The organism is Enterobacter sp. CGMCC 5087 (genome assembly GCF_003144775.1).
Classification (GTDB): Bacteria; Pseudomonadota; Gammaproteobacteria; order Enterobacterales; family Enterobacteriaceae; genus Enterobacter; species Enterobacter cloacae_M.
In genome coordinates, this window is record NZ_QFXN01000206.1 from 41,844 (window position 1) to 57,166 (window position 15,323).

Consider the following 15,323-nt stretch of genomic DNA (forward strand, 5'->3'; position numbering starts at 1 on the left):
CTAAAAAAATTATAAATAATGTTTGACTAAAAGTATCTTGCGCGCAAGTATTACACCAACAACTAAGTAGCGCACTATTTAGTTATCTCATCCGATCAAATACGCTTAAAGAGGCACTACCATGAAAACACTAACCGCCATCCTGGTTTCTTCCGTCTTCGCGTCAGCCGCGGCATCCGCTCAAACCACCAATACCCCAACCCCGACCGCAGGCGTACAGGCATTTCTTAATGTTTTGAATTCCGGCAAGGGTAAGCCAATGGAACAGATGACCCCGCAGGAGGCCCGCCAGGTACTGATTGGCGCGCAGCAAGGCGCAAAACTGCCGCCCGCTCAGGTTTCTGAAAAAACGATCCAGGTAAATGGCCAGGCGATCAAATTGAAAATAGTGAAACCTGAAAACGCCAGCGGCACGCTCCCCGCCTTTATGTTCTTTCACGGCGGCGGTTGGGTGCTCGGTGACTTCCCTACCCACGAACGCTTAATCCGCGACCTTGTTCGCGCTTCGGGTGCCGCTGCGGTTTACGTCGATTACACCCCGTCACCTGAGGCCCATTTCCCGGTAGCAATTAATCAGGCCTATGAAGCGACAAAATGGGTAGCCGGGCACGGTCAGGAAATTGGCGTGGACGGTAGCCGTCTGGGTCTGGTGGGTAACAGCGTCGGCGGCAACATGGTGGCTTCGGTGGCGCTGCAGGCCAAACAGTTCAATGGGCCGAAGATTCGCTACAACGTCATGCTCTGGCCAGTTACCGATGCGAACTTTGATACTGCCTCGTATAACCAGTTCGAAAATGGCTATTTCCTGTCGAAAAACATGATGAAATGGTTCTGGGATAACTACACCACCAGCGCTGCCGATCGCAACAATATCCTTGCTTCTCCGCTTCGCGCCAGCACCGCGCAGTTGAAAGGCTTCCCCGAGACGCTGATCCAGACGGCTGAGCTGGACGTTCTGCGGGATGAAGGTGAAGCATTCGGACGTAAGCTGGATGCGGCTGGCGTCCCGGTGACCGTCACGCGCTATAACGGCATGATCCACGACTACGGCCTGCTTAACCCGCTGAGCCAGGAGCCAACGGTGAAAGTTGCGCTTGAGCAGGCAGGTGCAGCGTTGCATGAGCACCTGAAATAGTCTCGTCATTGCTTATACAGAGCACGGCCCAGGCCGTGCTTTTGTATTTCTCCTGCCCGCCCATCCATAAGCGACTCATATGACAGGCTTCATTTCCGCCAGGGCATACTGAAACGTATCCCGATGGTGTGGAAATGGATGCAGCATGTTAGCAGCTCAGGTCACTGATAATACGTATAAAGGCTGGCAGGCGTCGCTTGCCCTGCAGTTTTGTCACACCCCTGAGAAAACCCTCCTGTACTCCGCCCACCACGTCGGGCCGCTCACCGTTCAACGTCCGTTTTACCCCGAAGGCGAAACCTGCCACCTTTACCTGCTGCACCCGCCCGGCGGGATTGTGGGCGGCGATACGCTGGACATTTCCGTTCGGCTGGACGCCAAAAGCCACGCGCTCATCACCATGCCCGGGGCCAGCAAGTTCTATCGCAGCAGCGGCCCGCAGGCCCGTCTGAACCAGCATTTTTACCTCGCTGAAGATTCCACGCTGGAGTGGCTGCCGCAGGACACCATTATCTTCCCCGGCGCGAATGCCGCGCTGCGCTCCGTCTTCCATCTGAAGGCCTCCAGCACGCTGCTGGCGTGGGAGCTGTACTGCCTGGGGCGTCCGGTGATCGGTGAGATCTTTAGCCACGGCACGCTGGAAAGCCGCCTTGAAATCTGGGTTGAAGACGAGCCGCGCCTGATTGAGCGTCAGCATCTTAGCGACGGCGATCTCACGCCCGTCGCCGGACATCCGTGGCTCGGCACGCTGCTGTTCTATCCGGCCAAAGAAGAACATCTCGACGCGGTGCGCGAACGGCTCTCACCGCTGGAAAATTATGCAGGTGCAACGCTCGTTGACGATCTGCTGTCGGTGCGTTTTCTCTCCGACGACAACCTGATTTGCCAGCGGGTGATGCGCGACATCTGGCAGTCGCTTCGCCCGCTTCTCACCACCAAAACCGCCTGTTCGCCGCGTATCTGGCAGACATAAGAGAAACGTTATGGAACTGACCCCCAGAGAAAAAGACAAGCTGTTGCTTTTCACCGCCGCGCTGGTTGCCGAACGCCGCCTTGCGCGCGGGGTAAAGCTCAATTACCCGGAATCGGTCGCGCTTATCAGCGCCTTCATTATGGAAGGCGCGCGCGATGGCGAAACCGTCGCCTCGCTGATGGAGGCGGGCCGCCACGTCCTGAGGCGAGACCAGGTCATGGAGGGCGTCCCGGAAATGATCCCGGATATTCAGGTCGAAGCCACCTTCCCGGACGGATCGAAGCTCGTCACCGTCCACAACCCGATCGTCTAAGGAGCGCGTGATGATCCCAGGTGAATACCAGATCCAGCCCGGAACGATTGCCCTCAACGTCGGGCGTGAAACCCAACGCGTGGTTGTCGAAAATCACGGCGACAGGCCGATTCAGGTTGGATCGCACTATCACTTTTACGAGGTCAACCCGGCGCTGAAGTTCGATCGGGAAGCCACCAAAGGCTTCAGACTGAACATCCCGGCGGGCACCGCCGTGCGCTTCGAGCCCGGCCAGAAGCGGGAAGTGACGCTGGTTCAGGTCACGGGGGCGCAGCGCATTTTCGGCTTTCGCGGCGAGGTAATGGGCGAGGTGAAACATGGCTGACATTTCACGCCGGGCGTATGCCGATATGTTCGGCCCCACCACCGGGGATAAAGTGCGGCTGGCCGACAGCGAGCTGTGGATCGAAGTGGAGGACGATCTCACGGTCTACGGTGAAGAGGTCAAGTTCGGCGGCGGAAAGGTGATCCGCGACGGTATGGGCCAGGGGCAGATGACCGCAGATGGCTGCGTGGATCTGGTTCTTACCAACGCGCTGATCGTCGATCACTGGGGGATCGTAAAAGCCGATATCGGCGTCAAGAACGGACGGATCTTCGCCGTCGGCAAAGCCGGGAACCCGGACATTCAGCCCGGCGTGACGATCCCGATTGGCGCGGCAACGGAAGTGATTGCCGCCGAGGGGAAGATCGTCACCGCCGGCGGGATCGACACCCACATCCACTGGATCTGCCCGCAGCAGGCGGAAGAGGCGCTGGTCTCCGGCGTCACCACCATGATCGGCGGCGGCACCGGACCGGCGGCGGGCACCAACGCTACCACCTGCACGCCGGGGCCGTGGTATATCGCCCGCATGCTGCAGGCTGCCGATACGCTGCCGGTGAATATTGGCCTGCTCGGCAAAGGTAACGGCTCCAACCCGGACGCCCTGCGCGAGCAGATTGCCGCAGGCGCCATCGGGCTGAAGATCCACGAAGACTGGGGCGCGACGCCCGCCGCCATCAATTGCTCGCTGGAGGTGGCTGACGAGATGGATATTCAGGTGGCGCTGCACAGCGACACGCTGAACGAGTCCGGGTTTGTCGAAGACACGCTGGCGGCCATTGCCGGGCGCACCATCCACACCTTCCACACCGAAGGCGCGGGCGGCGGCCACGCGCCGGATATTATCACCGCCTGCGCGCACCCGAATATTCTGCCCTCCTCCACCAACCCGACGCTGCCCTATACGGTGAACACCATCGATGAGCATCTCGACATGCTGATGGTCTGCCATCACCTCGATCCGGATATCGCCGAGGACGTGGCGTTTGCCGAATCCCGCATTCGTCGTGAAACCATCGCCGCGGAAGACGTGCTGCACGACATCGGCGCGTTCTCGCTTACGTCGTCAGATTCACAGGCCATGGGCCGCGTCGGAGAAGTGATTATCCGCACCTGGCAGGTGGCGCACCGCATGAAGGTCCAGCGCGGCGCGCTGCCGGAAGAGACCGGCGAGAACGACAACTTCCGCGTGAAGCGCTACGTCGCCAAATACACCATTAACCCGGCGCTCACCCACGGCATCGCCCATGAAGTCGGTTCGATTGAGGCGGGCAAGCTGGCGGATCTGGTGGTCTGGTCCCCGGCGTTCTTCGGCGTCAAACCCGCCACCATCGTCAAGGGCGGGATGATCGCCTGCGCGCCAATGGGCGATATCAACGCCTCGATCCCTACGCCGCAGCCGGTGCATTACCGCCCGATGTTTGGCGCGCTGGGCGCCGCGCGCCACGCTACCCGACTGACGTTTATCTCGCAGGCCGCCAGTGCGAACGGCATCCCGCAGCAGCTCAACCTGCAGAGCGCTACCGCGGTGGTGAAAGGCTGCCGGACGGTGAAAAAAGCGGACATGATCCACAACGGCCTGCAGCCGAATATCACCGTCGACTCGCAAACCTACGAGGTGCGCGTCGACGGCGAACTGATAACCAGCGAACCGGCCGACGTTCTGCCGATGGCGCAACGCTATTTCCTGTTCTGAGGAGTGATGATGATCTATTTAACCCAACGCCTGGACCATGCGCATCCGATTACCGCCAGCGTCACGCTGCCGATTGACGTGCGGGTGAAAAGCCGCGCCCGCGTAGCGCTGAACGACGGCCGCGAAGCCGGGCTGATGCTGCCGCGCGGCCTGCTGCTGCGCGGGGGCGACCTGCTGACTACCGACGACGGCAGCGAGGTAATCGAAGTGATCGCCGCCCCAGAGTCAGTTTCCGTGGTGCGCTGCGCCGATCCGTTCCTGCTCGCCCGCGCCTGCTACCACCTGGGCAACCGCCACGTGCCGCTGCAGATCATGCCCGGCGAGCTGCGCTATCACCACGACCACGTTCTCGACGACATGCTGCGCCAGTTCGGGCTGGACGTGACCTACGCCAGCCTGCCGTTTGAACCGGAAGCGGGCGCGTACGCCAGCGATGCCCACAGCCACAGCCATTCTCACGCTCATTCACATTAAGGATCCATCATGCGCAAGTATTTACCGCTGTTACTGCTGGCTTTTTCCGTTCCCGCGCTCGCGCATCCCGGCCACGGCACCGACAGCTTTCAGGCCGGTTTTCTCCACCCGCTGACAGGACTCGATCACCTGCTGATGCTCACCGGTGCGGGCGTGCTCTCGGCGCTGAGCGGTCGCAAACTCCTGCTGCCGTTTGCCACCCTCGGGATGATGCTTGTCGGCGCCATTGCGGGCAGCCTGCTCGGCGGCTTCAGCGGCATGGAGATGCTGATTATCGCCTCGCTGGCGGTATCCGGCGTGATGATGTTTAAAACTGAAAACCGTCTGCTGCTGGCGGTACCTGCCCTGGCGATGTTCCACGGCTGGGCGCACGGCGTGGAGATGTCCGGCCACAGCTTCTGGCTCTTCACCAGCGGCTTTATGCTCGCCAGCGCCACGGTGCTGTGCGCCAGCTTTGCCGCAGGGCTGCTGCTGCGCCGTCACGACGGCCTGCGTAAAACCTTGGGCGGCGGGCTGATCGTCTCTGCCCTGCTGGCGCTGATGAGCTGATGGAGCACGCCCGCCAGAGGCTGCGCCTGATGCAGCTCTCCAGCAGCAGCCTGCCGGTCGGGTCGTTTACCTGGTCGCAGGGGCTGGAGTGGGCCGTTGAGGCAGGCTGGGTCACCGACGCCGACGCGTTCAAACGCTGGCAAATTCAGCAGATGGAGCAGAGCTTTTTCTGCGTCGATCTGCCGCTGTTTATCCGTCTTTATCAGGCCTGTGAGCAACGCTCTCTTACAAATGCCAAACGCTGGACGGCATACCTTCTCGCCTGCCGGGAAACGCGCGAGCTGCGCGAAGAGGAGCGCAACCGTGGAGCGGCGTTTACGCGGCTGATTAAAAGCTGGGAACCTGACTGTCCGCCCGAATGGCTGCCGCTGTTTATGCAAAGCCAGCTCTGCGGCATGGCCTGGCTCGGCGTGCGCTGGGGCATTAGCGCACGCGAACTGGCGCTGAGCCTCGGCTACAGCTGGATGGAGAGCGCGGTGATGGCGGGCGTCAAGCTGGTGCCGTTTGGGCAACAGGCTGCGCAGCAGCTGATTATCGAACTGGGCGACCATTACGCCGCTGGTTTTGAACAGGCATTTTTACGTAGCGACGGCGCGCTGGGGGCAGCAACGCCGCTGTCCGCCATCGCCTCCGCGCGCCACGAAACCCAATATTCACGACTATTCCGTTCCTGAGGAGTCAACATGGCTGATTACAAACATCCCCTGCGCGTGGGCGTCGGCGGCCCGGTAGGGTCGGGCAAAACCGCGCTGCTGGAAGCGCTCTGCAAGGCGATGCGCGACACCTACCATCTTGCGGTGGTGACCAACGATATCTACACCAAAGAGGATCAGCGCATCCTTACCGAGGCAGGCGCGCTGGAGCCGGAGCGCATCGTGGGCGTGGAGACGGGCGGCTGCCCGCATACCGCCATTCGTGAAGATGCGTCGATGAACCTGGCGGCGGTGGAGGCGTTAAGCGAGAAGTTCGGCAATCTGGACCTGATCTTCGTGGAAAGCGGCGGGGACAACCTGAGCGCGACGTTCAGCCCGGAGCTGGCGGATCTGACCATCTACGTGATCGACGTGGCCGAAGGGGAAAAAATTCCGCGCAAGGGCGGGCCGGGGATCACCAAATCCGATTTTCTGGTGATCAACAAAACCGATCTCGCGCCGTACGTCGGCGCGTCGCTGGAGGTGATGGAGCGCGACACTAACCGCATGCGCGGCGAGCGTCCCTGGACCTTTACCAACCTGAAGGCGGGTGACGGGTTAGCGACGATTATTGCGTTTCTGGAAGAGAAAGGGATGCTGCGGGTGTAGGGCCATAATACCCTCTCCCTGTGGGAGAGGGTTAGGGTGAGGGATTACGCCTCCGGCAGTTCCGCCAGCGGCCAGCGCGGACGCACGGACACGCTGAGGTCGGACGTTGCACCCGCGTTCAGGCGCACCATTCCCGCGTAAGCGATCATCGCGCCGTTGTCGGTGCAGAATTCCGGACGAGCATAGAACACTTCCCCGCGACGCTTTTGCATCATCTCGGCGAGCTTCGCGCGCAGCGTGCGGTTAGCGCTGACGCCACCCGCCATCACCAGACGCTTAAAGCCGGTCTGATCCAGCGCGCGCTTACACTTGATCATCAGCGTGTCCACCACCGCATCTTCAAATGCGCGCGCAATATCCGCGCGGGTCTGCTCGCTGTCATCGTTATTACGGATCGTATTCGCCGCGAAGGTTTTCAGCCCGGAGAAGCTGAAATCCAACCCTGGACGGTCGGTCATCGGACGCGGGAAGACAAAGCGCCCTTCCGTTCCCTGCGACGCCATTTTTGACAGCATCGGGCCGCCCGGATAATCCAGACCCAGCAGCTTGGCGGTTTTATCGAACGCTTCACCGGCGGCGTCGTCGATCGATTCGCCCAGCAGCTCGTACTTGCCAATGCCCGTTACGCTAATCAGCTGCGTATGGCCGCCGGAGACCAGCAGCGCCACAAACGGGAATTCAGGCGGATTCTCTTCCAGCATCGGCGCCAGAAGATGCCCTTCCATATGGTGAACCGGAATGGCCGGAACATCCCACGCAAACGCCAGCGAACGACCAACCGTCGCGCCAACCAGCAGCGCGCCGACCAGCCCCGGGCCTGCGGTATACGCCACTGCATCAATCTCTTTTGCCGTTAATCCCGCTTCTTTCAGCGCCGCCTGAATCAGGGGAACCGTTTTACGCACGTGGTCACGAGAGGCCAGTTCCGGCACGACGCCGCCGTAGTCAGCGTGCAATTTCACCTGACTATACAGCTGGTTGGCCAGAAGCCCTTTTTCGTCGTCGTAAATGGCGATGCCGGTTTCATCGCAGGATGTTTCAATACCCAGTACACGCATGACTTGTTTTACCTCGTTTCAATACCGCGCAGTGTAGAGCCTGGGCGGGTTGATGTAAAACTTTGTTCGCCCCAGGAAGAAGGCTCGTGTATACTCCTCACCCTTATTAAAGTCCCTTTCAAAATCGCATCGGTGCTTTACAAAGCAGCAGCATTTGCAGTAAAATTCCGCACCATTTTGAAATAAGCTGGCGTTGATGCCAGCGGCAAACCGAATTTATTAAAGGTGAGAGTTACATGCCGGTAATTAAAGTACGTGAAAACGAGCCGTTCGACGTAGCACTGCGTCGCTTCAAACGTTCATGCGAGAAAGCAGGTGTTCTGGCTGAAGTTCGTCGTCGTGAGTTTTATGAAAAACCAACGACCGAACGTAAGCGCGCTAAAGCTTCCGCTGTGAAACGTCACGCGAAGAAACTGGCTCGCGAAAACGCACGCCGTACTCGTCTGTACTAATTGGTTGAGGGCCTCAGCCCTCAATTGACAGACAGAGTAATAGTCGTAAGGCCGTGCTTCCGGAAGGAATGCGCGGCTTGTTTTCGTTTATAAGTCGCTTAAAATTTTGGGGCATATGGCCGGAAGAATCCCACGCGTTTTCATCAATGACCTGCTTGCCAGAACCGACATCGTCGATCTCATCGACGCGCGGGTAAAGCTAAAAAAGCAGGGCAAGAACTACCATGCGTGCTGTCCGTTCCATAACGAAAAAACCCCCTCCTTCACCGTAAACGGTGAAAAGCAGTTCTACCATTGCTTCGGCTGTGGCGCACACGGTAATGCCGTCGATTTTTTGATGAATTACGACAAGCTCGAGTTCGTTGAAACCGTCGAAGAGCTGGCGGCGATGCATAACCTTGAAGTGCCGTATGAAGCAGGCAGTGGGCCAAGTCAGATCGAGCGCCATCAACGGCAAACGCTGTATCAACTGATGGATGGCCTGAATTCGTTTTACCAACAGTCTCTTAAGCAATCTGCGGCTGAGCCTGCGCGTCAGTATCTGAACAAGCGCGGCCTGAGCAACGATGTCATTGCGCGTTTCGCTATTGGTTACGCCCCGCCCGGCTGGGACAACGTGTTAAAGCGTTTTGGCGGCAATAGCGAAGATCGTAAGTCTCTTATCGATGCAGGCATGCTGGTCACCAACGACCAGGGACGAAGCTACGACCGCTTCCGCGAACGGGTGATGTTCCCGATCCGCGACAAGCGTGGCCGGGTAATTGGTTTTGGTGGTCGCGTGCTGGGTGATGCCCTGCCGAAATACCTTAACTCCCCGGAAACCGATATTTTCCATAAGGGCCGCCAGCTTTACGGTCTTTATGAGGCGCAGCAGGATAACGCGGAACCTCCGCGTCTGCTGGTCGTCGAAGGCTATATGGACGTCGTTGCACTGGCGCAGTACGACATCAACTACGCGGTTGCGTCGTTAGGTACATCCACCACCGCCGATCATATTCAACTGCTGTTCAGGGTGACCAATAACGTCATCTGCTGTTACGACGGTGACCGTGCAGGACGCGACGCCGCCTGGCGAGCGCTGGAAACCGCGCTACCCTATATGACCGACGGGCGTCAGCTACGCTTTATGTTCCTGCCCGACGGTGAAGACCCGGATACGCTGGTGCGTAAAGAGGGCAAAGCGGCGTTTGAAGCGCGGATGGAGCAGGCTCAGCCGCTCTCTACGTTTTTGTTTAACAGCCTGATGCCGCAGGTCGATTTGAGTACCCCTGACGGGCGCGCGCAGCTCAGCACGCTGGCGCTGCCGTTAATCAGCCAGGTGCCCGGCGAAACGCTGCGCATCTATCTGCGTCAGGAGTTAGGCAACAAGCTCGGCATTCTGGATGACAGCCAGCTTGAACGTTTAATGCCAAAACAGGCTGAAAACGGTGCGGTTCGGCCCGCGCCTCAGCTAAAACGCACAACCATGCGTATACTGATAGGGTTGCTGGTCCAAAACCCCGAGCTTGCGCCGCAGGTGCCGTCGCTGGCGGGTTTAAACCACGAAAAATTGCCCGGACTTGGCTTATTTTCAGAACTGGTCAACACGTGTTTGTCTCAGCCAGGTCTGACCACCGGACAACTTTTAGAGCATTATCGCGGCACAAAAGAGGCCGCTACCCTTGAAAAATTGTCGATGTGGGACGATATAGCAGATAAGGACATTGCAGAAAAAACGTTCACCGACTCACTCAACCATATGTTTGATTCGATGCTTGAGCTGCGCCAGGAAGAGTTGATAGCTCGCGAGCGCACACACGGTTTAAGCAGCGAAGAACGCCGGGAGCTCTGGATGATTAACCAGGAACTGGCGAAGAAATAAAAAATTTAACGGCTTAAGTGCCGAATATCGATCGGGAAGCCCCCGGCAGCCGCACTGAGAGGCAGCGGCAAAAATATAAGTACGCCCTCGCTTTAAAGGTTGGCAGCCCCATCGCCGACACCAATCAAACGAATTAAGTGTGGATACCGTCTTATGGAGCAAAACCCGCAGTCACAGCTGAAACTTCTTGTCCAACGTGGTAAGGAGCAAGGCTATCTGACCTATGCCGAGGTCAATGACCATCTGCCGGAAGATATCGTCGATTCAGATCAAATCGAAGATATCATCCAAATGATCAATGACATGGGCATTCAGGTGATGGAAGAAGCACCGGATGCCGATGATCTGTTGCTGGCTGAAACCTCCAACAACACTGACGAAGATGCGGAAGAAGCTGCTGCACAGGTACTGTCCAGCGTGGAATCTGAAATCGGGCGTACCACTGACCCGGTCCGCATGTACATGCGCGAAATGGGTACCGTTGAACTGTTGACCCGCGAAGGCGAAATTGACATCGCAAAACGCATCGAAGACGGGATCAACCAGGTTCAGTGCTCTGTTGCCGAGTACCCGGAAGCGATCACCTATCTGCTGGAGCAGTACGATCGCGTTGAAGCGGAAGAAGCGCGCCTGTCTGACCTGATCACCGGTTTTGTCGACCCGAACGCTGAAGAAGATATGGCGCCTACCGCCACTCACGTCGGTTCTGAACTGTCTCAGGAAGAGATGGATGATGACGAAGACGAAGATGAGGAAGAGAGCGACGACGACACCGCGGACGATGACAACAGCATCGATCCGGAGCTGGCGCGTGAGAAGTTTGCCGAGCTGCGTACCCAGTACGAAGTGACGCGTGACACCATCAAAGCGAAAGGCCGCAGCCATGCCGCCGCACAGGAAGAGATTCTCAAGCTGTCTGAAGTATTCAAACAGTTCCGCCTGGTGCCAAAACAGTTCGACTACCTGGTAAACAGCATGCGCGTGATGATGGATCGCGTACGTACCCAGGAACGCATCATCATGAAGCTGTGCGTTGAGCAGTGCAAAATGCCGAAGAAGAACTTCATCACCCTCTTCACCGGCAACGAAACCAGCGAAACCTGGTTCAACGCGGCTATCGCGATGAACAAGCCGTGGTCTGAAAAACTGCACGACGTGAAGGACGATGTGCATCGCGGCCTGCAGAAACTGCATCAGATTGAAGAAGAGACCGGCCTGACCATCGAGCAGGTTAAAGACATCAACCGTCGTATGTCCATCGGTGAAGCGAAAGCCCGCCGTGCGAAGAAAGAGATGGTTGAAGCGAACTTGCGTCTGGTTATCTCTATCGCCAAGAAATACACCAACCGTGGTCTGCAGTTCCTGGATCTGATTCAGGAAGGCAACATCGGTCTGATGAAAGCGGTAGATAAGTTTGAATACCGTCGTGGTTACAAGTTCTCCACCTACGCAACCTGGTGGATCCGTCAGGCTATCACCCGCTCTATCGCGGATCAGGCGCGCACCATCCGTATTCCGGTGCATATGATTGAGACCATCAACAAGCTCAACCGTATTTCCCGCCAGATGCTGCAGGAGATGGGCCGCGAGCCGACACCGGAAGAGCTTGCCGAGCGCATGCTGATGCCGGAAGACAAGATCCGTAAAGTGCTGAAGATCGCCAAAGAGCCAATCTCCATGGAAACACCAATCGGTGATGATGAAGATTCGCATCTGGGTGATTTCATCGAGGATACCACCCTCGAGCTGCCGCTGGACTCTGCCACCACCGAGAGCCTGCGCGCTGCGACGCACGACGTTCTGGCCGGCCTGACCGCCCGTGAAGCGAAAGTCCTGCGTATGCGTTTCGGTATTGATATGAACACCGACCACACGCTGGAAGAAGTGGGTAAACAGTTCGACGTTACCCGCGAACGTATCCGTCAGATCGAAGCGAAGGCGCTGCGCAAGCTGCGTCATCCAAGCCGCTCTGAAGTACTGCGTAGCTTCCTGGACGATTAATCGATCCTGACAGTGAAAAAGCTCCCAATCGGGAGCTTTTTTTTGTTTATTTTCTCTCCCTGTGGGAGAGGGTGAGGGCATCAGGCCGCAGAGGCCCTAAAGCCCCCGCACCATCAGCGCCTCATCCAGCTCCCGATACGCCTCCACCAGCTTATCCAGCGTTGCTCTGTTGAGCCCACTCGGATTTGGCAGCACCCACACCTGCGTCACGCCGATAGTGATGCTCTGCTTACCCCACTTAGCCCCGCGCTGGCTGAACGCCTGCTCGTAGGCCTGCTTGCCGAGGATCGCCAGCGCAGCCGGCTGGTAGTCTTCGATCTTCTTGACCAGCTCTCGCCCGCCGCTGCGCAGTTCATGCAGGTTGACCTCGCTCGCCTGCACGGTTGGCCGCTCGACCAGCATGGTGATCCCGCAGCGCGTATCCAGCAGGTGCTGCTCCTCTTCCGGCTTGAGTAATCTGTCAGTGAACCCGGCCTGGTAGATCACCTTCCAGAAGCGATTCCCCGGATGGGCGAAGTGAAAGCCGGTGTGCGCCGAGGACTTGCCCGGGTTGATTCCGCAGAACACCACCCGCAGGCCTGGGGCCAGAATATCGTTGATCATCTTTACTCCCGCTCGATACATCGTCAGGGAAGTATAAAGGATTGATTATGCGTTGTTTATAAAAACAGCAGGCAGGTGTGAATGGCTGGATTGCTGCGGGGAGTTACTTTATAATTCACCGCCACGGCCCCTTAGCTCAGTGGTTAGAGCAGGCGACTCATAATCGCTTGGTCGCTGGTTCAAGTCCAGCAGGGGCCACCAAACTTTAGTTTTAGAATCATAAGATTAAACCACTCGATTGAGTGGCTTTTTTTGTTGGGCGAATGATGGATGCCCCCTTGTTGTCCCCTGACTTTTCCCCAGGCATTCGCCAGGCTGTATCCCGCCTCTGATTTTTGTTGCACCCTATGCGAGCACATTCGGAATCAATCACACGTAGCCCGGCCTGCCGCTCACCCTCACAAACCCTAAAAACTAAAGAAATCCCCCATCGCGCCGATCATCATCCGTGTGTATTATTTCCTGTAGCTTTTACAACAACTAACCTTAACTCAAATACTTAAGCGCCAAAGCGAAAGGCATCATGAGCACACCGATCAAACGGCTAGAAATCATTAAAAATGCCATTGAACTGGAAGATGACGACATCATCCAGAGCCAGCTGACACGGCTGAAAAATGAAGCGTTTGACGATGAGCTACAGGCAATCGTCGTGGCGCTTGAAAAGAAGAACTACACCGCTGCGATGGCGGCAATTACCGCCTGGCTTCAGGGCCAGCGCGCCGTGACCCAGTGGCGCGATCCGCAGGTGGCCGCCAGCAAGCTGGAGCTGAAGGCGCTGGAAGAACGTCTGCGCGATCTGATTGACCGCCGCAACGCTCGGGTGCAACAGCTTGATGAGTTCAACGATCTCTATTTTTCTCGCCTCGGACCGCTGATGCAGCAGATCCTCGCCCTGCGTAAAACGCTGGCCGAGCTGAACCTGCGCCGTCAGCAGGCGGAAGCGCGTCGCCGTGAGGAAGATTACCGTCGCTGCCAGCGCTATATGGCGCAGGCGGTAGAGGTGCTGGCGACGCTCACCCAGCGCTGGCGCGATCTCCCGGCCGACTCCGTGCAGGCCGCTGAAGCGCGTAAACAACTGGAGCAACAAAGCAATCTGATTGCCAACCTGCTGGCCGAAGCGCTGGAGCTGGAGAGCGGCTTAACGCGCGAAGAGGAGCCTGCGCGTCAGGCGCGCGACGACGCTAACGAAGAGTACGAAAAATATCGCGAGCAGCATCACGATGCCGAAGTGCGGCTGCGCAAGGGTAAGGATCTTTCGGAAGAGGATCGGAACGAGCTGAAGCGCCTCTGGCGGCAGGCGAGCAAGCTCTGCCATCCGGATCTGGTGGCGGACGATCTGAAAGAGGAAGCTAACGCGATGATGGTTCAGCTCAACCAGGCGAAGCAGCGTGGCGACGTTAAAACCATTCGCTCACTGGTGGCCCGCCTGCAGCAGGGCTTTGAGCCATTGATGGCAAGCGACAGGCTGAACGATCTGGAACGTATCCGCAAAAAAATGGCGCAGGTTCGCGAGCAGATAGACATTTTAGTGAACGAGCTGGCGGAGCTTGAGAAAGAGGAGTCCTGGCTTCTGGTCTCGTCGCTGAACAATATGGAAGCGTACTTCGCTCAGCAGGAGAAAGCCCTGCATGAGGTCCGCGCCTCGCTCGAACATCAGGTGAGCGAAGCGCAGCTGGATTCCGCCGCCTGATTATTTGGCGTGCCAGTATGCGCTGGCACGCACCAGCTGCTGGTCAATCGCATCGGTTTCAAACTGACGACTCAGCGTCTTCACTGCCTTCCCTTCCCCGGTCAGCCAGATGAAGTAATCTTCACCAGGAACGGTCAGCGCCGCCAGATGGTCCGCTACCGCCTGCTCGCTGTGGCCCACCACCCAGGTGATGTTGAATTCGCTCAGGTGCGCCAGATAGTCCTTATAAGAGTCGTCCCCAACCGTCACAACCGCATGAATTTCCGGGCGAACCGGCAGTTTAGCAATGCTCTCTAAGCGTCGGCGCAGCGCGGGCATGCCTGACTCATCGCACACGTACAGCTGCCAGGCGTAATCCTCCGGCACCACCAGCGAACCGCGCGGGCCGCCGATCGTCAGCCTGTCTCCCGCTTTCGCCTCAACCGCCCAGCGGCTGGCAACGCCGCCGTCATGAACGAAGAAATCGAGCACCAGCTCATGGTTTGCCTCGTCGTACAGCGGCGTGTAGTCGCGCGTCTGAGGACGTACGCCGTCACCCCAGTCAATGCCTTCATCGGTGACCACCGGCGGCACAAACACCGCGCCAGGGGCAGGGAAAAAGACTTTGGTATGGTCGTCGAAACCGCGGGAGCTAAAGCCCTGCAGCTGCTCGCCGCCTAAAACAATGCGCTGGAAACCCGCGCTGGGGCGCTCTACGCGGAGCACCGTCAGCTCGCGAAAGCGCAGGTCATTACGAACACGCTGTGGGTAACGGGTAGATGCCATTTTTAGCCCCTTCTCTGGTGAATACGATATATCTAAATCATTTTTCAAATGATAATGATTACTAATAAGCAAAAATGCAAGATCTTTTAGATTGCATCTGAATATATCTTAGATATAGTTTAGA

16 protein-coding genes and 1 tRNA gene are annotated in these 15,323 nt (G+C 57.8%); 14 read left to right on the top strand and 3 right to left on the bottom strand.

The window, feature by feature from the left end:
- The first annotated feature begins 121 nt into the window (after window positions 1–121).
- The 9 genes from DEO48_RS16840 to ureG all read left to right on the top strand — a co-directional run bounded on the left by DEO48_RS16840 (window position 122) and on the right by ureG (window position 6,766).
- The gene (locus DEO48_RS16840; protein ID WP_033146672.1) at window positions 122–1,135 is read left to right on the top strand and encodes an alpha/beta hydrolase; all 1,014 of its coding nucleotides are present in this window, start codon (window positions 122–124) and stop codon (window positions 1,133–1,135) included.
- Window positions 1,136–1,280: 145 nt separating this feature from the next.
- On the top strand, window positions 1,281–2,108 hold the full coding sequence (locus tag DEO48_RS16845; protein WP_109845789.1) for an urease accessory protein UreD: 828 nt from the start codon (window positions 1,281–1,283) through the stop codon (window positions 2,106–2,108).
- A 10-nt stretch (window positions 2,109–2,118) separates the two neighbouring features.
- Window positions 2,119–2,421: an urease subunit gamma gene (locus DEO48_RS16850; protein WP_006811999.1), complete on the top strand. Its 303-nt coding sequence runs from the start codon at window positions 2,119–2,121 to the stop codon at window positions 2,419–2,421.
- A 10-nt stretch (window positions 2,422–2,431) separates the two neighbouring features.
- Window positions 2,432–2,746 carry an urease subunit beta gene (locus DEO48_RS16855; RefSeq protein ID WP_045404057.1) on the top strand — a complete coding sequence of 105 codons (315 nt, stop codon included), beginning with the start codon at window positions 2,432–2,434 and terminating at the stop codon, window positions 2,744–2,746.
- Window positions 2,739–4,442 carry an urease subunit alpha gene (gene ureC / locus DEO48_RS16860; RefSeq protein ID WP_059446130.1) on the top strand — a complete coding sequence of 568 codons (1,704 nt, stop codon included), beginning with the start codon at window positions 2,739–2,741 and terminating at the stop codon, window positions 4,440–4,442. The genes DEO48_RS16855 and ureC overlap by 8 nt, the downstream gene beginning before the upstream one ends.
- A gap of 9 nt (window positions 4,443–4,451) precedes the next feature.
- Window positions 4,452–4,916: an urease accessory protein UreE gene (ureE, locus tag DEO48_RS16865; protein ID WP_039263017.1), complete on the top strand. Its 465-nt coding sequence runs from the start codon at window positions 4,452–4,454 to the stop codon at window positions 4,914–4,916.
- A gap of 9 nt (window positions 4,917–4,925) precedes the next feature.
- Complete coding sequence (locus tag DEO48_RS16870) at window positions 4,926–5,465, top strand: HupE/UreJ family protein (protein ID WP_109845790.1); 540 nt, start codon at window positions 4,926–4,928, stop codon at window positions 5,463–5,465.
- Complete coding sequence (locus DEO48_RS16875) at window positions 5,465–6,139, top strand: urease accessory protein UreF (protein WP_109845791.1); 675 nt, start codon at window positions 5,465–5,467, stop codon at window positions 6,137–6,139. Before DEO48_RS16870 ends, DEO48_RS16875 begins: the two co-directional genes overlap by 1 nt.
- 9 nt (window positions 6,140–6,148) lie before the next feature.
- Entirely contained in the window at window positions 6,149–6,766 is a 618-nt protein-coding gene (gene ureG, locus DEO48_RS16880) for an urease accessory protein UreG (RefSeq protein WP_014071813.1), read from the top strand.
- Window positions 6,767–6,810: 44 nt separating this feature from the next.
- Here ureG and tsaD read toward each other — a convergent pair whose 3' ends face one another.
- A complete protein-coding gene (gene tsaD / locus DEO48_RS16885; RefSeq protein ID WP_032650276.1) occupies window positions 6,811–7,824 on the bottom strand; it encodes a tRNA (adenosine(37)-N6)-threonylcarbamoyltransferase complex transferase subunit TsaD in 1,014 nt (337 codons plus the stop codon).
- Window positions 7,825–8,060: 236 nt separating this feature from the next.
- Between tsaD and rpsU the strand changes: the two genes are divergently transcribed.
- From rpsU to rpoD, 3 genes are all read left to right on the top strand, one after another.
- Complete coding sequence (rpsU, locus tag DEO48_RS16890; protein ID WP_001144069.1) at window positions 8,061–8,276, top strand: 30S ribosomal protein S21; 216 nt, start codon at window positions 8,061–8,063, stop codon at window positions 8,274–8,276.
- 115 nt (window positions 8,277–8,391) lie between these two features.
- A complete protein-coding gene (gene dnaG, locus DEO48_RS16895; protein ID WP_109845792.1) occupies window positions 8,392–10,137 on the top strand; it encodes a DNA primase in 1,746 nt (581 codons plus the stop codon).
- 153 nt (window positions 10,138–10,290) lie between these two features.
- Entirely contained in the window at window positions 10,291–12,138 is a 1,848-nt protein-coding gene (rpoD, locus tag DEO48_RS16905) for an RNA polymerase sigma factor RpoD (protein ID WP_023309228.1), read from the top strand.
- Window positions 12,139–12,234: 96 nt separating this feature from the next.
- On the opposite strand, the gene mug is transcribed toward rpoD, so the two are convergent.
- Window positions 12,235–12,741: a G/U mismatch-specific DNA glycosylase gene (gene mug, locus DEO48_RS16910; RefSeq protein ID WP_023333460.1), complete on the bottom strand. Its 507-nt coding sequence runs from the start codon at window positions 12,739–12,741 to the stop codon at window positions 12,235–12,237.
- A gap of 125 nt (window positions 12,742–12,866) precedes the next feature.
- On the opposite strand from mug, the gene DEO48_RS16915 reads away from it, so the two are divergent.
- A tRNA-Ile gene (locus tag DEO48_RS16915) sits at window positions 12,867–12,942 on the top strand.
- A gap of 322 nt (window positions 12,943–13,264) precedes the next feature.
- Entirely contained in the window at window positions 13,265–14,434 is a 1,170-nt protein-coding gene (locus DEO48_RS16920) for a DNA repair protein (RefSeq protein ID WP_109845793.1), read from the top strand.
- On the opposite strand, the gene DEO48_RS16925 is transcribed toward DEO48_RS16920, so the two are convergent.
- A complete protein-coding gene (locus DEO48_RS16925) occupies window positions 14,435–15,199 on the bottom strand; it encodes a siderophore-interacting protein (protein WP_109845794.1) in 765 nt (254 codons plus the stop codon).
- Window positions 15,200–15,323: the final 124 nt, after the last annotated feature.

What these genes read in the sequence shown, in the direction of transcription:
- tsaD (WP_032650276.1), bottom strand. Translation starts at nt 7,824, where the DNA reads ATGCGTGTACTGGGTATTGAAACATCCTGCGATGAAACCGGCATCGCC.
- dnaG (WP_109845792.1), top strand. Translation starts at nt 8,392, where the DNA reads ATGGCCGGAAGAATCCCACGCGTTTTCATCAATGACCTGCTTGCCAGA.
- rpoD (WP_023309228.1), top strand. Translation starts at nt 10,291, where the DNA reads ATGGAGCAAAACCCGCAGTCACAGCTGAAACTTCTTGTCCAACGTGGT.
- mug (WP_023333460.1), bottom strand. Translation starts at nt 12,741, where the DNA reads ATGATCAACGATATTCTGGCCCCAGGCCTGCGGGTGGTGTTCTGCGGA.
- rpsU (WP_001144069.1), top strand. Translation starts at nt 8,061, where the DNA reads ATGCCGGTAATTAAAGTACGTGAAAACGAGCCGTTCGACGTAGCACTG.
- ureC (WP_059446130.1), top strand. Translation starts at nt 2,739, where the DNA reads ATGGCTGACATTTCACGCCGGGCGTATGCCGATATGTTCGGCCCCACC.
- ureG (WP_014071813.1), top strand. Translation starts at nt 6,149, where the DNA reads ATGGCTGATTACAAACATCCCCTGCGCGTGGGCGTCGGCGGCCCGGTA.
- DEO48_RS16855 (WP_045404057.1), top strand. Translation starts at nt 2,432, where the DNA reads ATGATCCCAGGTGAATACCAGATCCAGCCCGGAACGATTGCCCTCAAC.
- DEO48_RS16925 (WP_109845794.1), bottom strand. Translation starts at nt 15,199, where the DNA reads ATGGCATCTACCCGTTACCCACAGCGTGTTCGTAATGACCTGCGCTTT.
- DEO48_RS16920 (WP_109845793.1), top strand. Translation starts at nt 13,265, where the DNA reads ATGAGCACACCGATCAAACGGCTAGAAATCATTAAAAATGCCATTGAA.
- DEO48_RS16875 (WP_109845791.1), top strand. Translation starts at nt 5,465, where the DNA reads ATGGAGCACGCCCGCCAGAGGCTGCGCCTGATGCAGCTCTCCAGCAGC.
- DEO48_RS16870 (WP_109845790.1), top strand. Translation starts at nt 4,926, where the DNA reads ATGCGCAAGTATTTACCGCTGTTACTGCTGGCTTTTTCCGTTCCCGCG.
- ureE (WP_039263017.1), top strand. Translation starts at nt 4,452, where the DNA reads ATGATCTATTTAACCCAACGCCTGGACCATGCGCATCCGATTACCGCC.
- DEO48_RS16845 (WP_109845789.1), top strand. Translation starts at nt 1,281, where the DNA reads ATGTTAGCAGCTCAGGTCACTGATAATACGTATAAAGGCTGGCAGGCG.
- DEO48_RS16840 (WP_033146672.1), top strand. Translation starts at nt 122, where the DNA reads ATGAAAACACTAACCGCCATCCTGGTTTCTTCCGTCTTCGCGTCAGCC.
- DEO48_RS16850 (WP_006811999.1), top strand. Translation starts at nt 2,119, where the DNA reads ATGGAACTGACCCCCAGAGAAAAAGACAAGCTGTTGCTTTTCACCGCC.